Annotated in this window: 21 protein-coding genes; 8 read left to right on the top strand and 13 right to left on the bottom strand. The window is 71.4% G+C overall.

The features are described 5' to 3' along the window. Positions 1–218 precede the first annotated feature (218 nt). Positions 219–1,232 carry a tetratricopeptide repeat protein gene (locus tag AB8A24_RS12665; protein WP_328961610.1) on the bottom strand — a complete coding sequence of 338 codons (1,014 nt, stop codon included), beginning with the start codon at positions 1,230–1,232 and terminating at the stop codon, positions 219–221. A gap of 249 nt (positions 1,233–1,481) precedes the next feature. Between AB8A24_RS12665 and AB8A24_RS12660 the strand changes: the two genes are divergently transcribed. Further along, the gene (locus tag AB8A24_RS12660) at positions 1,482–2,102 is read left to right on the top strand and encodes a TetR/AcrR family transcriptional regulator (RefSeq protein ID WP_328961611.1); all 621 of its coding nucleotides are present in this window, start codon (positions 1,482–1,484) and stop codon (positions 2,100–2,102) included. A 10-nt stretch (positions 2,103–2,112) separates the two neighbouring features. On the opposite strand, the gene AB8A24_RS12655 is transcribed toward AB8A24_RS12660, so the two are convergent. From AB8A24_RS12655 to AB8A24_RS12635, 5 genes are all read right to left on the bottom strand, one after another. Continuing rightward, positions 2,113–2,514, bottom strand: coding sequence for a hypothetical protein (locus AB8A24_RS12655; protein ID WP_328961612.1), 402 nt, complete (start codon positions 2,512–2,514; stop codon positions 2,113–2,115). 55 nt (positions 2,515–2,569) lie between these two features. Beyond that, positions 2,570–4,270 carry a methylmalonyl-CoA mutase gene (locus tag AB8A24_RS12650; RefSeq protein ID WP_369475586.1) on the bottom strand — a complete coding sequence of 567 codons (1,701 nt, stop codon included), beginning with the start codon at positions 4,268–4,270 and terminating at the stop codon, positions 2,570–2,572. Positions 4,271–4,368: 98 nt separating this feature from the next. Next, on the bottom strand, positions 4,369–4,698 hold the full coding sequence (locus AB8A24_RS12645) for a DUF3817 domain-containing protein (RefSeq protein WP_328961614.1): 330 nt from the start codon (positions 4,696–4,698) through the stop codon (positions 4,369–4,371). A 77-nt stretch (positions 4,699–4,775) separates the two neighbouring features. After that, a complete protein-coding gene (locus AB8A24_RS12640; protein WP_030720792.1) occupies positions 4,776–5,282 on the bottom strand; it encodes a MarR family winged helix-turn-helix transcriptional regulator in 507 nt (168 codons plus the stop codon). Between the two features lie 21 nt (positions 5,283–5,303). Beyond that, positions 5,304–6,560 (bottom strand): MFS transporter, encoded by a 1,257-nt coding sequence (locus tag AB8A24_RS12635; protein WP_369475583.1) that lies wholly within the window; start codon positions 6,558–6,560, stop codon positions 5,304–5,306. A 154-nt stretch (positions 6,561–6,714) separates the two neighbouring features. Between AB8A24_RS12635 and AB8A24_RS12630 the strand changes: the two genes are divergently transcribed. Together AB8A24_RS12630 and AB8A24_RS12625 are read left to right on the top strand one after the other, a co-directional pair. Then, complete coding sequence (locus tag AB8A24_RS12630; protein ID WP_369475581.1) at positions 6,715–7,710, top strand: DUF5937 family protein; 996 nt, start codon at positions 6,715–6,717, stop codon at positions 7,708–7,710. A 148-nt stretch (positions 7,711–7,858) separates the two neighbouring features. Further along, a complete protein-coding gene (locus AB8A24_RS12625) occupies positions 7,859–8,899 on the top strand; it encodes a glycoside hydrolase family 6 protein (protein ID WP_369475579.1) in 1,041 nt (346 codons plus the stop codon). A gap of 4 nt (positions 8,900–8,903) precedes the next feature. Here AB8A24_RS12625 and AB8A24_RS12620 read toward each other — a convergent pair whose 3' ends face one another. The 7 genes from AB8A24_RS12620 to AB8A24_RS12590 all read right to left on the bottom strand — a co-directional run bounded on the left by AB8A24_RS12620 (position 8,904) and on the right by AB8A24_RS12590 (position 15,627). After that, positions 8,904–10,880, bottom strand: a complete 1,977-nt coding sequence (locus AB8A24_RS12620; RefSeq protein WP_369475577.1) for a galactose oxidase-like domain-containing protein — start codon at positions 10,878–10,880, stop codon at positions 8,904–8,906. A gap of 2 nt (positions 10,881–10,882) precedes the next feature. After that, a complete protein-coding gene (locus tag AB8A24_RS12615; RefSeq protein ID WP_369475576.1) occupies positions 10,883–12,643 on the bottom strand; it encodes a glycosyltransferase family 2 protein in 1,761 nt (586 codons plus the stop codon). Between the two features lie 162 nt (positions 12,644–12,805). Continuing rightward, a complete protein-coding gene (locus tag AB8A24_RS12610; protein WP_266379796.1) occupies positions 12,806–13,435 on the bottom strand; it encodes a TetR/AcrR family transcriptional regulator in 630 nt (209 codons plus the stop codon). Then, positions 13,432–14,121 (bottom strand): DUF4166 domain-containing protein, encoded by a 690-nt coding sequence (locus tag AB8A24_RS12605; protein ID WP_266482533.1) that lies wholly within the window; start codon positions 14,119–14,121, stop codon positions 13,432–13,434. The genes AB8A24_RS12610 and AB8A24_RS12605 overlap by 4 nt, the downstream gene beginning before the upstream one ends. After that, positions 14,118–14,816, bottom strand: coding sequence for a hypothetical protein (locus AB8A24_RS12600; protein WP_328961621.1), 699 nt, complete (start codon positions 14,814–14,816; stop codon positions 14,118–14,120). Before AB8A24_RS12600 ends, AB8A24_RS12605 begins: the two co-directional genes overlap by 4 nt. A gap of 170 nt (positions 14,817–14,986) precedes the next feature. Then, on the bottom strand, positions 14,987–15,283 hold the full coding sequence (locus AB8A24_RS12595; protein WP_252309841.1) for an MTH1187 family thiamine-binding protein: 297 nt from the start codon (positions 15,281–15,283) through the stop codon (positions 14,987–14,989). Next, positions 15,280–15,627 carry a DUF3817 domain-containing protein gene (locus AB8A24_RS12590; RefSeq protein WP_033218884.1) on the bottom strand — a complete coding sequence of 116 codons (348 nt, stop codon included), beginning with the start codon at positions 15,625–15,627 and terminating at the stop codon, positions 15,280–15,282. Before AB8A24_RS12590 ends, AB8A24_RS12595 begins: the two co-directional genes overlap by 4 nt. Positions 15,628–15,814: 187 nt before the next feature. On the opposite strand from AB8A24_RS12590, the gene AB8A24_RS12585 reads away from it, so the two are divergent. The 5 genes from AB8A24_RS12585 to AB8A24_RS12565 all read left to right on the top strand — a co-directional run bounded on the left by AB8A24_RS12585 (position 15,815) and on the right by AB8A24_RS12565 (position 19,190). Then, entirely contained in the window at positions 15,815–16,453 is a 639-nt protein-coding gene (locus tag AB8A24_RS12585) for an AIM24 family protein (protein WP_328961622.1), read from the top strand. Next, positions 16,453–17,103: an AIM24 family protein gene (locus AB8A24_RS12580; RefSeq protein ID WP_030720825.1), complete on the top strand. Its 651-nt coding sequence runs from the start codon at positions 16,453–16,455 to the stop codon at positions 17,101–17,103. Before AB8A24_RS12585 ends, AB8A24_RS12580 begins: the two co-directional genes overlap by 1 nt. Positions 17,104–17,114: 11 nt before the next feature. Then, a complete protein-coding gene (locus AB8A24_RS12575) occupies positions 17,115–17,918 on the top strand; it encodes an AIM24 family protein (protein WP_266384722.1) in 804 nt (267 codons plus the stop codon). A gap of 64 nt (positions 17,919–17,982) precedes the next feature. Then, positions 17,983–18,486 (top strand): MarR family transcriptional regulator, encoded by a 504-nt coding sequence (locus tag AB8A24_RS12570; RefSeq protein ID WP_328965850.1) that lies wholly within the window; start codon positions 17,983–17,985, stop codon positions 18,484–18,486. A gap of 128 nt (positions 18,487–18,614) precedes the next feature. After that, positions 18,615–19,190, top strand: coding sequence for a PepSY domain-containing protein (locus tag AB8A24_RS12565; protein WP_369475571.1), 576 nt, complete (start codon positions 18,615–18,617; stop codon positions 19,188–19,190). The last annotated feature ends 55 nt before the right edge of the window (positions 19,191–19,245 follow it).

Raw genomic sequence — 19,245 nt, 5'->3', positions numbered from 1 at the left:
GTGTTACCCAGGGCCACGACAGAACGGTCGAATGACGAACACACCGGACAGTTCACAGGGTTCGATTTACTGCGAGTAACAGCGGCCGCAATTGCCAAGTTTTGGCAAAGTGCGGCCGCTGTTTATCTACGTGTCAACAAATCGCCGGTGACCCGGCGATGTCCGGGAGGCGCGCGTCGAGGGGCCCGGAGCGGCCTCGCAGCCGGTCCGGAGCCGGCCTAGAAGAGCACCCGGGCGAGCGCCGTACGCGCCGCGGAGACCCGCGGGTCGTCCGCGCCGATGACCTCGAACAGCTCCAGCAGCCGCAGCCGCACGGCGTCCCGGTCCTCACCGAACGTGACCCGGACGGTGTCCACCAGGCGCCCGAAGGCGTCCTCCACATGACCGCCGACCAGGTCGAGGTCGGCGGCGGCGATCTGCGCCGCCGGGTCGCGCGGGTTCTCGGCCGCCGCGGCCCGCACCGCCTGCGGGTTCATGTGCTGAACCCGGGCGAGGAGCTCGGCCTGGGCCAGGCCCAGCTTGGCCTCCGTGTTGCCCGGGTCGTCCGCGAGCACGTTCTTGTACGCCTGGACCGCGCCACCGAGGTCACCGGCGTCGAGCGCGACGACGGCCGCCTCCAGCAGGGCGTCGTACGGGCCGGCCGGGATCTCGTCCGCGGCCGAGGCGGCCGGAGCGACACCCTCCGCGTCCGGGTCCACCTCGATGCCGATGATCCCGAAGCGGTCCTCGGCGACCTGGACGAGCTGGGCGAAGGTCTCACGGATCTGCTGCTCCGGGACCACACCCTGGAACAGCGGCAGAACCTGACCGGCGACCACGGCGAAGACGGCCGGGATCCCCTGGATCTGGAACTGCTGCATGAGCATCTGGTTGGCGTCGACGTCGATCTTGGCGAGCACGAGGCGACCGTTGGCCTCGGCGATCAGGCGCTCCAGCAGCGGGCTGAGCTGCTTGCACGGCTGGCACCACTCGGCCCAGAAGTCCAGGACGACCGGAACCTCTGCCGAGAGCTGGAGCACATCGCGTTCGAAACCGGCCTCGTCTACGTCGAAGACGAGCGCGGACGGCGGCACGGCGCCGGCGGACGGACCCGCCTCGCCGCCCTGGCCGGCCTCGCCGGCCCGCTTCGCCGCTTCGGCGCGGGCCTGCTCGGCCTTCGCCTTGGCCTCGCCGGCCGCCTTCACCGCGGCGAGGTCGACGACGCCGCTCATGGACATGTTTCTGGGCTGCATGCGTACATCCTCCCCCGTGTGCGCGCGCCGACGAAAAAGATCGCGTGAATTGGCCGTGCGGCCGTACTGTCGCGATCGTGATACCGACCGGCGCCGGGTCCCCACCTGGCGCCTGTAGCTCTTCGCGTGGTTGTCGCTCTTACGCTACGAGCCGTAGCGTAACTCCCCCGGCGGCCCACCGCGCCCCTTGCGGGCCCGTGATCTGAACCACAGCGGCCGGTATGGCTACCGGCGGGTATGGTCTCGGCCATGCGCAACCCCAGCCCCGGCCGCACCGGTCGTCCCCGCAGTGCCGCCGCGGACGCCGCGATCCTCGCCGCGACCCGGGACGCGCTGGTCGAGCTGGGCTGGTCGAAGCTGACGATGGGCGACGTGTCCGCCCGCGCGGGGGTCGCCAAGACCACCCTCTACCGGCGCTGGGCGGGCAAGAACGAGCTGGTCGTGGACGCGGTCGCGGAACTCTTCGACGCGCTCGAACTCCCGGACCGCGGCTCCCTCGAAGCGGACATCGAGGGGGTGGTGCTGCAGTTCGCGGAGCTGCTGCGGCGCCCGGAGGCCCGTACCGCCCTGATGGCGGTCGTCGCCGAGTCCACCCGGGACGAGGCCCTGCGCGACCGGATCCGGTCGGCGATCGTGGACCGGCAGAAACGTCTCGTCGTACTGGGTCGCGAACGGGCCCAGGCCCGCGGCGAACTCCCGTACGAGGAGGACGAGACCCTCGCGGGCCGCACCACGGACCTGATCTTCGACGTGATCGCGGGCACGGTCGTGCACCGCGCCCTGGTGAGCTCCGAACCGGTGGACGAGATCTGGGTGGCCACCTTCACGGCCCTCCTGATGCACGGCCTCCAGGGCCCGGCGGCGGCCTGACCTGCCCCGGCTACGCCTGCGGCGTCGGGCGGGGCTTTCCGGGCCAACTCACCGTGATCTGCCGCCCCTGGTTCTCCGGCGGCGGCCCCAGACCGGCGCCCGCGAGGGCGGCCCGGCCCGCGTACAACCCGGCCAACCGGTAGCCGTCGTCCCTGGAGTCGACCTCGTGGAAGCCGCCGTCCGTGACCCGCACCCGGGCCGCCACCCCGCCCAGGCCCTCCCGGATCCCCTCGAACACCGCGGGCAGGAACTCGTGCGGCAGCCGCTCCTGCGGCGCGGTGTGCAGGAACTCCGACTCACCGTCGGCACCGGGCGGTTCGAAGTCGACGACGATGTACGCGTACGGGCCGCAGCCGGTCTGCATCACCACGCGGGCGCTGACTCCGGGCACGGAAACGGGAAGGCCGGTCATGGGGCCACCGTAAGGGCGCCATGACCGGCCGTTCCACACCTTTACGGGCGGCGGGTCAGAAGCCCGGCGGCTCGGTGTAGGTGCCCCACTCGTCGCGCAGGACGTTGCAGATCTCGCCCATCGTGGCCTCGGCCCGCACCGCGTCCAGCATGGCCGGGATCATGTTCGACCCGTCCCGGGCGGCGTCCAGCATGGCCTTCAGTGCCGCGTCGACCTCGGCGTCGTCGCGGCGAGCCTTGCGGGCCGCGAGCTCCCGCACCTGGACGGTCTCCACCTCGTGGCTGACCCGGAGGATCTCCAGGTCCCCGGTGACCGACCCGTGGTGCACGTTGACGCCGACGACGCGCTTGTCGCCCTTCTCCAGGGACCGCTGGTACTGGAAGGCCGACTCGGCGATCTCCCCGGTGAACCAGCCGTCCTCGATGCCGCGCAGGATGCCCGAGGTGATCGGCCCGATCGGGTGCTGCCCGTCCGGGTGGGCACGCAGGCCGCGCTCCTTGATCTGGTCGAAGATCTTCTCGGCCTCGGCCTCGATGCGGTCGGTGAGCTGCTCCACGAACCAGGAACCGCCCAGCGGGTCCGCCACGTTGGCGACGCCGGTCTCCTCCATCAGCACCTGCTGCGTGCGCAGGGCGATCTCGGCCGCCTGCTCGCTCGGCAGGGCGAGGGTCTCGTCCAGGGCGTTGGTGTGCAGGGAGTTCGTGCCGCCGAGCACGGCCGCGAGGGCCTCGACGGCGGTGCGCACCACGTTGTTGTACGGCTGCTGCGCGGTCAGGGAGACACCGGCGGTCTGGGTGTGGAAGCGCAGCCACATGGACTTGTCGCTCTTCGCCCCGTAGACCTCCTTCATCCAGCGGGCCCAGATCCGGCGCGCGGCGCGGAACTTGGCGATCTCCTCGAAGAAGTCGAGGTGCGCGTCGAAGAAGAAGGACAGGCCGGGGGCGAAGGCGTCGACGTCCATGCCGCGCGAGAGGCCCAGCTCCACGTAGCCGAAGCCGTCGGCGAGGGTGTACGCGAGCTCCTGTGCGGCCGTGGCCCCGGCCTCGCGGATGTGGTAGCCCGAGACGGACAGCGGCTTGTAGGCCGGGATGCCCTTCGTGCAGTACTCCATGAGGTCGCCGATGAGGCGCAGGTGCGGCTCGGGTTCGAAGAGCCACTCCTTCTGGGCGATGTACTCCTTGAAGATGTCGGTCTGGAGCGTGCCGTTGAGGACGGCGGGGTCCACGCCCTGCCGTTCGGCGGCGACCAGGTACATGCAGAAGGCGGGGACGGCCGGGCCCGAGATCGTCATCGAGGTCGTGACGTCACCGAGCGGGATGTCCTTGAACAGGACCTCCATGTCGGCGGCGGAGTCGATGGCGACCCCGCAGTGGCCCACCTCGCCGAGGGCGCGGGGGTCGTCGGAGTCGCGCCCCATGAGGGTCGGCATGTCGAAGGCGACGGAGAGCCCGCCGCCGCCGGCGGCCAGGATCATCTTGTAGCGCTCGTTGGTCTGCTCGGCGTTCCCGAACCCGGCGAACTGCCGGATGGTCCAGGTCCGCCCGCGGTACCCGGTGGCGTGGAGCCCGCGGGTGTACGGGTACTCGCCCGGCCACCCGATGCGCTCGAAGCCCTCGTACGCGTCGCCGGGGCGGGGACCGTAGACCGGTTCGACCTCGTCGCCGGAGAGCGTGGTGAAGTCTGCCTCGCGCTTGCGGGCCTTGTCATAGCGGGCCTGCCAGCGACGGCGGCCTTCCTCGATGGCGTCAGCGTCCATACCCATGAATTTACTAGGACGTCCTAGTAAATGTCGATGGCAAACCCCCGGGGAGTCGCCCCGGGGGTGGGTGACGCTCGCCTCGTACGCGGCGGAGATCAGGCCTCGGCGGTCGCCGGCGAGTCGCTGACCAGCGGCTCGACCTCGGCGCGGACCTTGCGCTCGACGAAGAAGGCGGCCACCGGAATCGTTCCGCTGAGCATGACCCAGAGCATCTTGCCGAAGGGCCACCTGGCCTTGGAGCTCAGGTCGAAGGCGAAGACCAGATAGATCATGAAGAGCACACCGTGGGCCTGCGAGACCACGAAGGTCAGGTCGGCGCCGGTGTCGAAGCCGTACTTCGCCACCATGCAGGCACAGAGGATCAGGAGCATGACCGCGGTCACGTAGGCCATGGCGCGGTAGCGGGTCAGCACGCTTCGTTTCATGCCGACGAGCCTAACCGTCCGTTTTGCTCGATCTTGACGCGGCCCCGGGCCCGGGCACCGGGCCGCTGGGACGCCCGCTAGTCCTGGAAGTCCGCCGCCGCCACCCGCAGCGGGCGCAGCAGCGCGAAGATCTCCCCGCACTCCTCGGCGTCGTACGCGCCGAGGCCGAAGTCGACGGCCATCAGGTCCTTCGTGGCGGCCTCGACGACCTCCCGACCCTTCTCCGTGATGGAGGCGAGAGTGCCGCGGCCGTCGTTCGGGTTGGGCCGCTTGGCGACCAGTCCGGACCTCACCAGCCGGTCCACGGTGTTCGTCACCGACGTCGGGTGGACCATCAGCCGCTCGCCGATCTTGGACATCGGCAGTTCGCCGGCCTTGGAGAAGGTGAGCAGCACCAGTGCCTCGTACCGGGCGAAGGTGAGCCCGTACGGCTTGACGACCGCATCGACCTCGCCGAGCAGGATCTGGTGCGCGCGCATGATCGAGGTGATCGCGGCCATCGAGGGCACGGGTCCCCAGCGCTGCTGCCAGAGCTCGTCGGCGCGGGCGATGGGATCGAAGGGAAGGCTGAGCGGCTTGGGCACGCGTCCGACCCTACCGGGAGGTCACTTCACGGCGAGGGCCGTCTCATCCCTCAGTCGTTCCTCCTGCCGGACGGCGGACCGGAGTTCGGCCAGCAGCAGCAGGACGACCCCGGTCCCGAGGACCCCGGCGCCGGTGACGACCTCGTGCACCGGGCGGAATTCGGCCGCCAGGCCGGCCAGGGCCATGCCGACCCCCTGCAGGGTCATCAGGCCGGTGCTGAGCAGGGTCATCGCCCGGCCGCGCAGTTCGTCGGGAACGGCGTCGACGTACCACTGGTCCAGCCCGAGGGTGTAGGCGTGGGCCAGCCCGGCGAGCAGCAGGGCGGCGAGGACCACGGGCAGGCCCGGCCGGACGGCGAAGAGCAGGAGCGGCAGCAGCCCGGCGGAGGCGAGCGGGATCACGATCCGCGAGCGCGTTCGGGCGGTGAGGGCGGAGCCGGCCCAGAGTTCCCCGGCGATGGTGCCGACGGGCATGGCGCACATCATCAGGCCCAGCGCCGCGGTGCCGACGCCGATGCCGTCCGCGTACGGGGCGAGCAGCGCCTCGGGGACGACGAGGAAGACGGGCGGCAGCCAGAACAGCAGCATCAGCGCCCGCAGCCGGCGGCGGCCGAGGACGGCGCGCAGTCCGGCGAGCGGGGAGGTACGGGCGCTGCTGCGGGCGGGGCGGCTGCGCGTGCCCAACCGCAGCAGCAGCGCGGAGCCGAGGAAGCCGGCGGCGGTGAGGGCGATGGCCGCGCGCGGCGCGAGCACGGTGAGCAGCAGCCCGCCGAGGCCGAAGCCGATGAGCTGGGCGCTCTGGGCCACCATGCGCAGCAGCGAGCGGCCCAGGACGAAGGCGTCGCCGGTGCCGAGGATGTCGGAGAGGGAGGCGTTGCGCGTGCCCTGGAACAGCGGCGCCACGAAGGCCATGGCGCAGCGCAGGACGAGGAGCACGGCGACGGGCGTGCCCGGCGCCACCATGGCGGCGGCGCAGAGCGCGCAGACGAGGTCGCAGGCGACGAGCACCCGGCGGGCGGGGTGGCGGTCGGCGATCCCGGCGAGGAGGGTGCCGCCGAGGACGTACGGGAGGAAGCCGAGGGCGAAGGTGAGCGCGCTCATCAGGGGTGAGCCGGTGGTGCGGTAGACGAGGACGGACAGCGAGATCTCGGCGACGACCACGCCGAACACGGACAGCAGGTGTGCGGCGAAGACGGTGCGGAACTCACGGACCCGGAACACGGAGCGGTAGCCCGGTGGCGGTGCGGACCGCCCGGGCGCCTGGGTGTCGGCTGGCATGGGCCCAGCGTCCAGGGCGCGCCTGCGGCCCTCCAGAGATTCGGCTGTGGCCGAATGTTGGGGCAGAGTCCTGCGCGGAGGCGACGCAGACAGCGGAGACGCCGCAGACGTCGCGGACATCGGCTCGCGTACAGCGGGAGAGGAGGGGGGCGGGATGGGGTTGCACCACTACTTCGGGCACGAGGATCTGCTGCGGTGCCGGTTCGCGCTGTCGCCCGCGTGGGAGACGATGGAGGCGGTGCGCACGTTGAAGCTCACGGAACGGCAGGGCTACCACCTGCCCTGGCTGCGGCGGATCCGCGCCGCGGCCGACGGGCTGGACCTGCGGCCCCTGTGGCTGCTGATGCCGCACCGCGGGCACAGCGCGGACTTCATCGGCCCGCCGCCGAGCGGACCGGGGGTCTCCTTCGAGGAGGAGCTCGCACTGATCCGCGGGGCGGACCCGGCCGCGGCGCACGAGGACATGCGCAAGTCGCTGGCCTGCACGCCCGGCGCCCTCGACAGCGATGCGGGCCGGTACCTTCTCGCCGATCCGGCGCGGGCCGTACGCGACCTGGCCGATCTGATGGAGCGGGCCTGGAGCCTGCTGATCGAGCCGCACTGGCCGCGGCTGCGGGCCCTGCTGGAGGCGGACATCCTCTTCCACTCCCGGCGCCTCACCGCCGGCGGGCTCCAGTCGCTCTTCGACGGTCTGCATCCGGGCCTCGCCTGGGATCCCGCCTCCCTCACCCTGACCATCGAGCGGCCCAGTCACCACGAGCGCGTCCTGGGCGGCCAGGGGCTGCTGCTGATGCCGAGCGCCTTCATCTGGCCGGGGATCGCGGGCGGCTTCGACCCGCCCTGGCAGCCCACCATCGTCTACCCGGCCCGTGGCGTCGGCGCCCTGTGGACCCCGGCCCAGGAGAACACTCCGGACGCGCTCGCCCGGCTGCTGGGCCGGGCCCGGGCCGAGGTGCTGTGCGCGCTGGAGGAACCGGCCTCCACCACGGCGCTGGCCCACCGGCTCGGTCTGGCCCCGTCCACGGTCTCGGCCCATCTGGGGGTCCTGCACGCGGCGGGGCTGCTCATCTCCGCCCGCCACGGCCACCAGGTCCGCTACGAGCGCACCCCGCTGGCGATCGCCCTCACCACGGGCGATCCCGCCCCCTGAGCCCGGCCCGCCGGGGACCTGGCCTGCCCGGCCCGCCTCCGCAGCCGCCGCCGCCGCCCGGTGTCGCACAGCCATGCCAACTGCCCGACATGTCAACATATCTCGGTATCTCGCTCCGCTGCCCGACCCTTCGTCCCGAGGAAGCCGGATGCCCCCCGCCGCTCGCAGGCCGCGTTTTCGCACCACCGCCCCCGTCCTCGGCCTCCTCGCGCTCCTCGCCGCGGCCCCCGCCTGCGGCGGTGAACCCGCGCCCGAGCCGGGTACCCCCGCCGCCTCGCCCGCGGCGCCCTCCCCCATCGTCGCGTCCGAGGAGTCCCCGTTCTGGGTGGACCCGCACAGCGACGCCGCCCGGCAGGTCGCCGCATGGGAGGCCGCCGGCCGCAACAGCGACGCCCAGGTGCTGCGCCGGATCGCGGACCGCCCGCTCACCCTGTGGGGACCGGGCGACGACCCCGGTCCCGAGATCCGCCGGGCCCGGGCGGGGGCCCGGGCCACCGGGCGGACCCTGCTGCTCGCCGCGTACAACATCCCCTACCGGGACTGCGGGCAGCACTCGGCCGGCGGCGCCCCGGACGCCCGCGCCTACCGGAGCTGGATCGGCGCCTTCGCCGACAACATCGAGGACACCAAGGCCGTCGTCGTCCTGGAGCCCGACGCGATCGCGCACATCATCGACGGGTGCACCCGGCCCGAGCACCACGCCGAGCGCTACCAACTGCTCTCCGAAGCCGTCGACCGGCTGAAGAAGAACCGCAACACCAAGGTCTATCTGGACGCCGGCAACCCGGCCTGGATCCCCAACCCGATGGACCTCGTCGACCCCCTCTTCAAGGCGGGCCTCGCCCGGGCCGACGGCTTCGCCCTCAACGTCTCCAACTTCCAGCCCGACGCGGCCGCCCGGGCCTACGGCGCGAAGATCTCCAAGGGCACCAGCGGCAAGCACTTCGTCATCGACACCAGCCGCAACGGCGACGGGCCGCTGCCCGGCGACCGCGCCCAGGCCTGGTGCAATCCGCCGGGCCGCGCCCTCGGGACGCCGCCGACCGACCGGACGGGCGACCCGCTCGTCGACGCGTACCTCTGGGTCAAGCGGCCCGGCGAGTCAGACGGGACCTGCCGCGGCGGCCCGTCGGCCGGCACCTGGTGGCCGGACTACGCCCTGGGGCTGGCCCGCCGCGCCCGGGAATGACGGCCTACGGGGCCGCCGGCCGCGGGGCCTTGACCTGGAGCCACTTCGCCACCGACGGCGTCCCGTCCGCGTCGGTCACGAACAGCATGTACCAGCCCGGCGGCACCAGCGTCGGGTCCTGCGGCACCTCGACCGTGACCGAGCGGTCCGCCTTGGTCAGCCCCAGCTCGATCGAACGCTGTTCCACGTCCGTGGTGTGCGTGACCGCGCTCGGCCGCATCAGGCGGGCCCGCGCGATCCGCTCCGGGTGCGCGGTGGCGAAGGTGGCCCGCCCGGCCGCGTCGAACGCGTCGGGCCCTTCGCCCAGGACCGGCCGCCGGGCCGGGTCCCGGTAGAGGTACGGGGGCGAGTACACCTCCATCCGGTGCTCGAACTTGCCCAGCCTGGTGTTGTCCTTGTCGGCGAAGAGCGGGTCCGAGCCGAAGGTCACCACCCGCCCGTCCGGCAACAACAGCGCCTCGGAGTGGTAGTTGCGGCCCACGGTCGGGTCGGCGGCGGCCACGAAGGAGTCGGTGCGCGGATAGTAGAACTGCGCCTTGTGGATGTCGCTGGCACCGCGGCCGCGGTAGTCGGTGGAACCGCCCGTGGTGAAGACCGAGTCGTCCGGCAGCAGCACGCTGCTCAGATAGCGGGTGGCGCGGGGCAGCCGCGCCGAGGACCGGAAGACCGGGTTCTCCTCCTTCAGGTCGACGATCGCGGTCCGGCTGGAGGAGAGCTTGGACTCGCCGACCCCGCCGCCGCCGAGGACCATCACCTTCTGGTCCTGGGCGGGTGCCAGCAGGAGCGAGGAGGAGGTCTCCATGCGGTCCGGCTCGGCGAGCCCGCCCACCTTCTTGAACTCGTTCGTCGCAAGATCCCACACCCCCGGCTCGCGCCCCTTGGTCTTGGGGCCGTAGCCCGCGTTGGAGCCGGTGTAGAGGAGCTTGCCGCCCTGCAGGAGGAAGAGCGCGGGATAGGTCGGGAAGTAGTGGAAGGGGGCCTTCGACCACTTCTTCGTCTGCGGGTCGTAGTACTCGTTGTCGCCGGGCACCACGTCGCCCACGTCGTTGAGCCCGGAGACCGCGAGCACCCGCCCGTCCTGAAGGGTCACGAGCGTCGGGTACCAGCGGGCGTCGCTCATCGGGTCGACGCGGAGGTACTTCTCCGCCTCCGGGTCGAACTCGTACGCCGACTTGATGCCCTGGAAGTCCTGTTTGTCGGCGCTCAGTCGCTCCGCGAGCCCGTAGACGTTGTCGGCGTCCTTGCCGGTCAGCCCGACCACCTCGTACTGCGCGGCCTCCGTCGTCAGCCCCGCGGCGCCGGGCTTCACCGCCTCCACGAAGACCCGTGACTCGGCGGCGACCACGGTCGTCCGCCAGGGCATGACCTGCCCGCCACGTCCGTAGGTGATCTCGAACTTCTTCCTGGCCTTCGGCACGACCACGTCGAACTTCGCCTCGTACTCCACCCCGGACGGGGAGCGGAACCGGGTGCCCTTGCGCAGCTTGACGGTCTTGTCGGGGTTCTCGTTCTTGACCCGCATCCGACCGCCCGCCCGGGTGACCTTCCCGTGCAGGACCTCGTAACGGGCGGTGCCGCCGGCCACCAGCAGGCGCCCGTCGGGCAGCTGGCTGTGCCCGGCGCAGAAGAAGTCCTCCGGGGTCGGGATCTTCTTGAAGCTGTTGTCCTCGGGATTCCACAGGACGGTCTCGAAGGTGCCCTTGTCGAAGTTCTTCTGGTTGTTGCCGCTGCCGGCGATGAGCAGCACCTTGCCCGTGTGCAGCAGGGCCGCGTGCATGGCGTTGATCCGGTACTCCTCGGGGAGCCCGACCATGCCCCACGCCCCGTACTGGATCCGGTAGCTGGTCTGTCCGATCTTGTACGAGTGGTACTTGTCCTCGGCGAAGGAGATCGCGGCGGGCGCGTTGAGCGCGACCAGCACCAGCACGGCCGCGGCGCCCAGGGCGGTCTTCTTGAACTTCTTCGACGGCCGGTAGCCCATGCTCAGTTCCCTCCTGTCGCCCGGACGTACGCCGGCTCCTCACCCGGCTCGGAGCCTGGGTCCGTCCCGCCCCCGGATCCCGGCCGGCCGCGCGTCACGCCCCACACGGCGAGCGGAGCGAGCGCGATGGCCAGGGCCAGCACCGCCCAGACCCGCATGGCGACGTGCGTGTGCTCGAAGCGGACGGACGCCAGCAGTGAGGCGATCAGGACGGCGGCCCAGAAGAGGTGGATGCGGAAGGTGGCCAGCCGGTCGGGGCTGGCGTCCCCGCCCTTGGGGGTGACGACGAAACGGCCCTCGGTGCGCAGCACCGCCGAGCCGAGTGACCTGAGGTAGACGGGCGCGCAGACCGCGGACAGGGCCATGCCCGCGACGCCGCCGGAGCCCGCCGGTTCGTGGGGCGAGACGTTGTGGCGGCGGTTCCACAGGTAGAGGCCGACCTGGAGGGCGGCCGCGTCGGCGTAGAGCATCAGCCAGACCTTGGAGGAGACCTGGGTGCCGGAGGCGCCGAACCATAGGAAGAGGGCGCAGCTGAGGATGCCGAGCAGCCAGTTCACCGCGGTCATCGGGTAGTAGACGAGCATCAACGTGTAGTTGAGCCGGCGCCCGGCGGGCATCGTGAAGAGGCTCTTGCCGTACTGCTTGAACAGGGTCTCGTAGGTGCCGCGCGACCAGCGCAGCTGCTGGGTGAAGAGGTCGGTCCAGGAGGCGGGGCCCTCGCCGACGGCGAGTACGTCGGGGGTGTAGACGGAACGCCAGAACCGCCCCGTGGCCGGGTTCCTGCGGCGGTGGAGCTCGAAGCCGGTGGCCATGTCCTCGGTGATGGAGTCGTAGAGCCCGCCGATCTGCCGCAGGGCGCTGATCCGTACGGCGTTGTTGGTGCCGACGAACATAGGGGCGCCGTACCGGTTGCCGGCGCGCTGGATCAGGGCGTGGAAGAGGTACTGCTGGGATTCGGCGGCCTTGGTGACGGCCTCGGTGTAGTTGCCGTAGACCTGTGGGCCGACGACGAAGGCGACGTCGGGGTCGCGGAAGAATCCGAGCATCCGCTCCAGGTAGTTCGCGAGCGGGACGTGGTCGGTGTCGACGGAGGCGAAGAACTCGTAGTCGTCGCCGTGCCGCAGCAGCCAGGAGTTGTAGTTGCCGTGCTTGGTCCTCGCCCGGTGGGGGCCCTTGGCCGTGTTCCACTCGGGCACGCCCTTGCGGGTGAAGTGCCGTACGCCGAGCCGCGCGCACAGCGCCCGGGCCTCGGGGTCGTCGCCCTCGTCCAGCAGCCATACGTCCAGCGGCCCGTCGTGACGCACGCGCCGCGCGCCCTGGAGCGTGGCCCGCACCATGGCGAGGGGTTCCTTGCCGGGGACGTAGGTCGTCAGGAACGCGACGCGGGTGCCGGGCTCGGCCGGTACGGGGACGGGGTCGCGGGCGACCATCGTGGCGTGGGCGATCGACACCACGTTGACCAGGGTGAAGAGCATGATCAGCGCGATGGAGCAGAGCATCGTGGCATCGAGGACGACCAGCCAACGGGCTGCGCCCTCCCGGACGGTCCAGTGGCTGGGCCAGACCAGGTAGAGCAGCAGTCCGGCCGCGGCCACCGGGGCGAGGGTCATCAGGGCGATCGCCCGTATTCGGGTGCGGACCTCTTCGCGCGAGAGCAGGGAGCGGTACTCCACCCGGTACACGCCGTCGGGGCCGGGGGCCGGCTGAGCGAACGGACCGGCGAGGCGGCTGTGCGTCTCGTAGTCGAAGCTTTCCGGCGCCACGGTCCCTCCCGATGCTCGATCCCGAGGCAGATACCCCCACGAAAGGTGACAACTTCGTTCGTGTCGAACGGGCCTGGGCCGACCGGGCGGTCCTTCCTCAGGTCGGGCACCGTAGGGCCGTACGGGTGATGCGCGCGGGCGGCGCGGGCGGCGCGGCCCGGGTCAGCGGGTGCCGCGCCGCAGGCCGTGCCGCACCACGCGCTGGCTCAGGGAGCCGAGACCTTCCAGCATCGTGGCCAGTCCGGCGAGCTGTTCCAGTGCGGCGAGCGCGCTGCCGGCGCCCTGCGGGTCGACCCCTTCGTACAGCTCGATGCCGATGAAGGAGGCGGCCGTGGCCCGGGCCAGCCCGGCCGGGTCGGCGTACCCGTCCAGCGGGGTCGCCGCCAGCAGCCGGGTGAGGACCTTCTCCAGCTCCTCGATCCACAGTCCGAGCCCGTCGGCGGTGGCGGCGGCGAGGACGGGCGAGGTCTGCCCGGCGGCCAGCAGCTGCCCGAGCAGGGCGACGTTCCCGGCGGCCCGTTCCTCCTCGTGCATGGCGCGGGCGAACTCCAGCAGTTCGGCGAGGCTGCCCAGGGCGGCGAGGCGGTCGCGGTAGCGGGCCACGCGCTGCTCGGCGCCGTACCGGCAGGCCGCGGCGAGCAGCTCGTCCACGGAGCCGAAGTGGTAGAAGATCAGGCCCTGCCCCACGCCGGCGGTGGCCGCGACGGTGCGGGCGGAGGCCTTGGCGATGCCCTGCTCGGCCAGGGTGCGCAGGGCTCCTTCGAGCAGCTTCTCCTTGGTGGCGGCGCTCATGCCCGGACCTCCTCGCGGACCGGCCGCAGGTCGCCGCAGAGTCCGGTCGCCCACCGGTCGCGGGCGTCGACGTACTGCGCGGTGAAGGAGCCCTCGTACCCGAAGAGCGGTCCGAAGCGGCGGTTGACCACCCGTACCCGGATCCGGAACCGGCCGGTGGCGTCGTCGAAGGACTCGCGGACCTCGGCGTCGCCGCCGATCAGGTCGGGGACGCGGACGTCGACGGGGCCCTCGCGGAAGCGGTGTTCGCCGGAGCGGATGAGCAGCGAGCCGTCGGGCTCGGCGCTCATGTGGAGGTCGCTGGCGAGGTGCTGGTGGGTGCCCAGGTAGTCGAGGACGCAGTCGCGCTCGGGGCTGTGGACCATCGTGGCGTCGAAGCGGTGGGGTCCGCCGGGCAGCTGGAAGGTCCGTACGAAGGTGACGGTCTCGCGCCCGAAGGAGTCGAGGTAGGGGAGGTTCTCGATGACGAAGGGGACGTTCCGCCCCTCGCGCGGCACCAGGATGTTGCGCATCCCGCCGAGCCGGAGGAAGGGCTTCACATAACCGGGGCCGTGCCATATCCGCTCCATGGTGCCGCGGCCGATGCAGCCCTCGCCGCTCGTGAGCCCCACCGAGAAGCGGCGCTGGATCCGCGGGTGCAGACGGTCGAAGTCGGCGCCCATGTGGGCCCGGAAGATGGAGGTCATGACGGCTCCAGGGTGCTCAGCAGGCGGGGCGCGCGGGCCGGGGTCCGCCCGGGCGGGGTGCGCAGGCAGCGACGGGCGGCCGGGGTACCGGGCAGCGGGGGCGACAGCAGTGCGGCGGCCAGGACGAACAGGGCGATCGGCAGCGGCGCGTACAGCAGGGTGGCCACGGACAGCAGGGCGCGCAGGGCGCTCTCGCCGATCGCGCGGGCGAGGGCGCGGCCCGGGGTGGTCCCGCGCTCGCACCACAGCCGCAACCGGTCGAAGGACCAGGCGGTGGCCCAGCCCATGAGGGGGCGGAGGACCAGCCGGTCGGCGAGGGCCCCGAAGCGTCCCCAGCGCGGGCGGTAGTCGTAGCCGGTGAGGAAGCGGATCCCGTCGACGTCGGGGACGTAGCGCCAGTAGCCGCTGCCCTCCGCGAGCAGCGACACCGGGTGCTCCGAGGCGAACCGCAGGGCCGACACCCGGGTGCCGTCGGCGCGGTGGCGTTCCCCGGCGGAGATCCCGGTCCCGTCGACGGAGAGGAACGGCAGCACGCGGGTCGCGTACCGGAACCGCTGGGGCTCGCCCTCGGCACGCGGGAGGTAACCGATGGAGGTGAACCGCAGGTCCCACCGCTGGTGCTGGGCCGGGTCCTGGCTGCGCTCCCAGAGCTCGTCCATGCCGGCCCGGATCCGCGTCTCGACGTAGAGACCCATCCCCACCCCCCGTTCGACGTGTTGAGCGATCGCTCAACCGGCACTTAGGGGAAGTTGAGCGATCGCTCAAACCATCTCCGCCCGGCCCCCGGGCATGCGAACGCGCCCCCGGCCTGTGGGCCGGGTGCGCTTTCGGAAGTATCGGGGGAAGTCGGGCCGGTGAGGGCGGCTCAGCCCTCGGCCAGGTGCCGCTCCACCGTCTCGACCTTGGAGGTGATCCCGTCGTGGACCCCGGGGCGGATGTCGGCCTTCAGGATGAAGGAGACGCGTGGCGCCCGCTCCTCGACGGCCGCCACCGCGCGCCGGACCACGTCCATGACGGCGTCCCAGTCGCCTTCCACGGTCGTGAACATCGCGTCGGTGCGGTTCGGCAGCCCGGACTCGCGGACCACCCGGACCGCGTCGGCGACGTACTCGCCGACCTCTTCACCGACCCCCAGCGGGGTCACCGAGAACGCGACGATCATGCCTGGGCCGCCTCGCGCGCGACGCGGGCCGCCACCACGCTGTCCGCCTCTTCCCGCTTGAGCAGCTTGTCGCCGTAGAGGCCGCCCAGGGGCACCACGGAGAGGACGAAGAAGAACAGGACCTTCTTGAAAGGCCACTTCGCCTTGTACCAGACGTCCAGCAGCAGCACCCCGTAGATCATGAACAGGATCGCGTGCAGAAAGCCCAGCGGCATCAGCAGGTAGTCGATGTCCGAGACCCGGCTCAGCAGCGAACCGAAGATCAGCAGGGCCGGGAACGACAGCGCCTCCGGAACGGAGACGAGGCGGAGCCGGTGCAGGGCGGAGGCGGTCTTGATGTCCACGTGGAACCTTCGGGGTGGAGGCCAGGGTCCTTGCCAGTGTCTCAGCCGCTTTACGGGATCTTGACCCGGCCCCTCCCGCTCCGCGGCCTCCGCGGGCGGCGCTCGGTCGCCCCCATATCTCCCGGGTGTGGCATATATCGTCCACAGGGCCCTGTTCGGGGTCGCCCGGTGCCGATAACGTCTTCCCGTGGCTCAGTTCCGACTCCAAGGCAGCAAGGTGCTGGCCGTCGACCTGACCGGGGATGCCGTGAAAGCGAAGAACGGCTCCATGGTCGCGTACGACGGGCAGATGGCCTTCAAGAAGATGACCGGCGGCGGCGAAGGCCTCCGCGGCATGGTGACCCGCCGGCTGACCGGCGAACAGATGACAGTGATGGAAGTGCAGGGGCACGGCACCTGCTTCTTCGCCGACCGCGCGAGCGAGATCAACCTGGTCGACCTGCGCGGTGAGAAGCTCTACGTCGAGTCCAGCAACCTGCTGTGCACCGACGCCGGTCTGCGGACCGGCACCACCTTCACCGGCCTGCGCGGCGCGACGACCGGCAACGGCCTGTTCACCACGACCGTCGAGGGCTCGGGCCAGGCCGCGATCATGTCCGACGGGCCGGCCGTGGTGCTGCGCGTGAGCGCCCAGTACCCGCTGTCCGTCGACCCCGGCGCGTACATCGCGCACACGGGCAACCTCCAGCAGTCCTTCCAGTCCGGTGTGAACTTCCGCACACTCATCGGCGAGGGCTCCGGCGAGTCGTTCCAGATCCGCTTCGAGGGCGAGGGCCTGGTCTACGTGCAGCCCAGCGAGCGCAACACCGTCGGGGGCGACATCTGATGCCGTTCCGCGAGATCAACTCGAAGATGGTCGAGGCCCAGGTGATCCCGGGTCAGAAGATGTTCAGCCAGCGCGGCGCCATGCTCGCGTACCGCGGCGAGGTCTCCTTCACCCCGAGCCTGACGGGCGGTCAGGGCGGGGTCATGGGCATGATCGGGCGCCGGGTGGCGAACGAGCAGACCCCGCTGATGGCGGTCGAGGGCAGCGGCACCGTGATGTTCGGCCACGGCGGCCACCACATCCAGGTGATCAACCTGACCGGCGAGACCCTCTACGTCGAGGCCGACCGACTGCTCGCCTTCGACGGCACCCTCCAGCAGGGCACGATGTTCATGGGCTCCCAGGGCGGGGTCATGGGCATGGTCCGCGGCCAGGTGACCGGCCAGGGCCTCTTCACCACCACCCTCAAGGGCCACGGCTCCGTCGCCGTGATGGCCCACGGCGGGGTCATCGAGCTGCCGATCACCCCCCAGCGCCCGATCCACGTGGACCCGCAGGCGTACGTCGCCCACCACGGTGACGTGCGCAACAAGCTCTCCACCGCCCTCGGCTGGCGGGACATGGTGGGGCGCGGCTCGGGCGAGGCGTTCCAGCTGGAGCTGTCCGGCCAGGGCGCGGTGTACGTACAGGCCTCCGAGGAGAAGCTGTGAACTTTGGCCCTGTGACCGGCGGACCGGGCGGCCCGACGGTCCACGACCCGTACACGCTGCCCTCCGACGACAACGTGAACGCGTACACCTTCTGCGTGGAGCTCAAGGGGAGCCAGTGGTTCCTGCAGAAGGGCAAGATGATCTCGTACTACGGGCACATCGAGTTCAACGGCATCGGCAACGGCCGCTTCGACCGTCTGCTGCGCACCAGCTTCCATTCGCCGCTGCACGCCAGTGACTGGGTGGTCGCCGAGGGCTCGGGCAAGATGCTGCTGGCCGACCGGGCCTTCGACGTGAACTCGTACGACCTGGACAACGGCAACCTGACGATCCGGTCGGGCAACCTGCTCGCGTACCAGCCCTCGCTCGCCCTCAAGCAGTCGATCGTCCCGGGCTTCCTGACGCTGATCGGAACCGGGAAGTTCGTGGCGGCGTCCAACGGACCGGTGGTGTTCATGGAGCCGCCGCTGCGCGTGGACCCGCAGGCGCTGGTGGGTTGGGCCGACTGCCCTTCGCCGTGCCACCACTACGACCACGGCTACATGACGGGCGTGATGGGCGGGCTGCGCTCGCTGACCGGCATCGGGGGCAGCTCGGGCGAGGAGCACCAGTTCGAGTTCGTCGGCGCGGGCACGGTGCTGCTGCAGTCGTCGGAGATGCTGATGGCGGAGCAGGCGATCGGCGCGGTCGGCGCCGGGGCGGCCACGGGCAACGCGCAGGGCGTTCCGGGGGCCGGTCAGGGTCCGATGGGGCAGCTGGGTGTGCCGCGGATGCCGGGACAGCTGGGTGATCTCCAGCGCCGCCTCGGACTGTGATCCCCCGGACCTCGGATTTTTGTACGTAATTCAACTTTTTAGGTAGAGTTCATTCATGGAGACCATGGAGACCGAGACGGCCCCCCTCCCCCAGAGTCCGTCCGGGGGCACCCGCTGGCTGACCGATGCCGAGCAGTGCGCCTGGCGCACCCACCTGGACGTCAGCAGGCTGCTGATGCACCAGCTGGAAAAGGATCTCCAGCCCTTCGGACTCACCAACAACGACTACGAGATCCTCGTGAACCTGTCGGAGTCACAGGACCACCGAATGCGGATGAGCGATCTCGCGACCGCCACGCTGCAGTCCAAGAGCCGACTGTCGCACCAGATCACGCGCATGGAGACGGCCGGCCTGGTCCGCCGGGTGAACTGCGAGTCCGACCGCCGCGGCCTGTACGCGGTGCTCACGGACGAGGGCATGGAGACGATGCGCCGGGTCGCCCCGCACCACGTGGCGTCCGTCCGCCAGCACTTCATCGACCTGCTGCCGCCGGAGGCCCTGGCGGCGCTGCGCGCCTCGCTGACCCCGGTCGCGGAGCACCTGCGCGACAACCGCGGCAAGGTCTGAGGCCGAGCCGTCCGGGCAGCGCGGGCCTTACGGGCTCGTCGCGCCCCGGACGGCCGTCGGCCCGACAATGGCTGGGAACGCTCGCTGCCGGCCCTTGCCCGTCGGGCCGGCCTGAGGAGGTCCAGCCTATGAAGCGCAACGTGTTCGTCTCAGCCGCCGCGTCCGTGGTCCTGCTGACCGCGGCTCCCGTGGCGACCGCCGCCACGGCGTCCGCCGACTCGGCGAGAACCGCCCCCGCCTCCGCCGCCGCCCGCGCCGACGTCTCGGCCGAGCAGGCCATCGCCGCCGCCCTCAAGAACTATCCGGGCGTGGTCGAGTCCCTCGACAGGGACGGCAACATCTGGCACGTGGACGTGATCACCAAGGACGGCAAGGGCCACGCCGAGCTGGAGGTCGACGCCGCCACGGGCAAGGTCTCCCGGGAGAGCGTGGACAAGGACGAGAACCCGGGCGAACACAAGGGCCTGCTCGCGGCCAAGATCACTGCCGCGCAGGCCGCCAAGGCCGCCGTGGCCGCCCACCCGGGCACGACGTGGACCGTCGAGTGGGACTCCGACGACGACAGCGGCAAGACCCCGTACTGGCACGTCGAGGTCAAGGGCTCCGACGGCAAGACCTGGAACGGATCGGTGGACCCGACGACCGGCAAGGTCACCGCACAGACCGACTCCGACTCGGACTCCGACTCCGACGACAACTCCTGACCCCCGGCCACCGGTGGGGAGCGCCGCACGCGCTCCCCACCGAGCCGTGGGCCCC

The sequence above is a fragment of the Streptomyces sp. BF23-19 genome (genome assembly GCF_041106355.1).
Lineage (GTDB): Bacteria > Actinomycetota > Actinomycetes > Streptomycetales > Streptomycetaceae > Streptomyces > Streptomyces virginiae_A.
The sequence above is the reverse complement of the archived record's forward strand: the minus strand, read 5'-3'. Positions and strand labels throughout refer to the sequence as shown.

Excerpts from the sequence above, each read along its gene's own strand:
- AB8A24_RS12665 (WP_328961610.1), bottom strand. The coding sequence starts at position 1,232 with ATGCAGCCCAGAAACATGTCCATGAGCGGCGTCGTCGACCTCGCCGCG.
- AB8A24_RS12660 (WP_328961611.1), top strand. The coding sequence starts at position 1,482 with ATGCGCAACCCCAGCCCCGGCCGCACCGGTCGTCCCCGCAGTGCCGCC.
- AB8A24_RS12655 (WP_328961612.1), bottom strand. The coding sequence starts at position 2,514 with ATGACCGGCCTTCCCGTTTCCGTGCCCGGAGTCAGCGCCCGCGTGGTG.
- AB8A24_RS12650 (WP_369475586.1), bottom strand. The coding sequence starts at position 4,270 with ATGGACGCTGACGCCATCGAGGAAGGCCGCCGTCGCTGGCAGGCCCGC.
- AB8A24_RS12645 (WP_328961614.1), bottom strand. The coding sequence starts at position 4,698 with ATGAAACGAAGCGTGCTGACCCGCTACCGCGCCATGGCCTACGTGACC.
- AB8A24_RS12635 (WP_369475583.1), bottom strand. The coding sequence starts at position 6,560 with ATGCCAGCCGACACCCAGGCGCCCGGGCGGTCCGCACCGCCACCGGGC.
- AB8A24_RS12630 (WP_369475581.1), top strand. The coding sequence starts at position 6,715 with ATGGGGTTGCACCACTACTTCGGGCACGAGGATCTGCTGCGGTGCCGG.
- AB8A24_RS12625 (WP_369475579.1), top strand. The coding sequence starts at position 7,859 with ATGCCCCCCGCCGCTCGCAGGCCGCGTTTTCGCACCACCGCCCCCGTC.
- AB8A24_RS12620 (WP_369475577.1), bottom strand. The coding sequence starts at position 10,880 with ATGGGCTACCGGCCGTCGAAGAAGTTCAAGAAGACCGCCCTGGGCGCC.
- AB8A24_RS12610 (WP_266379796.1), bottom strand. The coding sequence starts at position 13,435 with ATGAGCGCCGCCACCAAGGAGAAGCTGCTCGAAGGAGCCCTGCGCACC.
- AB8A24_RS12605 (WP_266482533.1), bottom strand. The coding sequence starts at position 14,121 with ATGACCTCCATCTTCCGGGCCCACATGGGCGCCGACTTCGACCGTCTG.
- AB8A24_RS12600 (WP_328961621.1), bottom strand. The coding sequence starts at position 14,816 with ATGGGTCTCTACGTCGAGACGCGGATCCGGGCCGGCATGGACGAGCTC.
- AB8A24_RS12595 (WP_252309841.1), bottom strand. The coding sequence starts at position 15,283 with ATGATCGTCGCGTTCTCGGTGACCCCGCTGGGGGTCGGTGAAGAGGTC.
- AB8A24_RS12580 (WP_030720825.1), top strand. The coding sequence starts at position 16,453 with ATGCCGTTCCGCGAGATCAACTCGAAGATGGTCGAGGCCCAGGTGATC.
- AB8A24_RS12570 (WP_328965850.1), top strand. The coding sequence starts at position 17,983 with ATGGAGACCGAGACGGCCCCCCTCCCCCAGAGTCCGTCCGGGGGCACC.
- AB8A24_RS12565 (WP_369475571.1), top strand. The coding sequence starts at position 18,615 with ATGAAGCGCAACGTGTTCGTCTCAGCCGCCGCGTCCGTGGTCCTGCTG.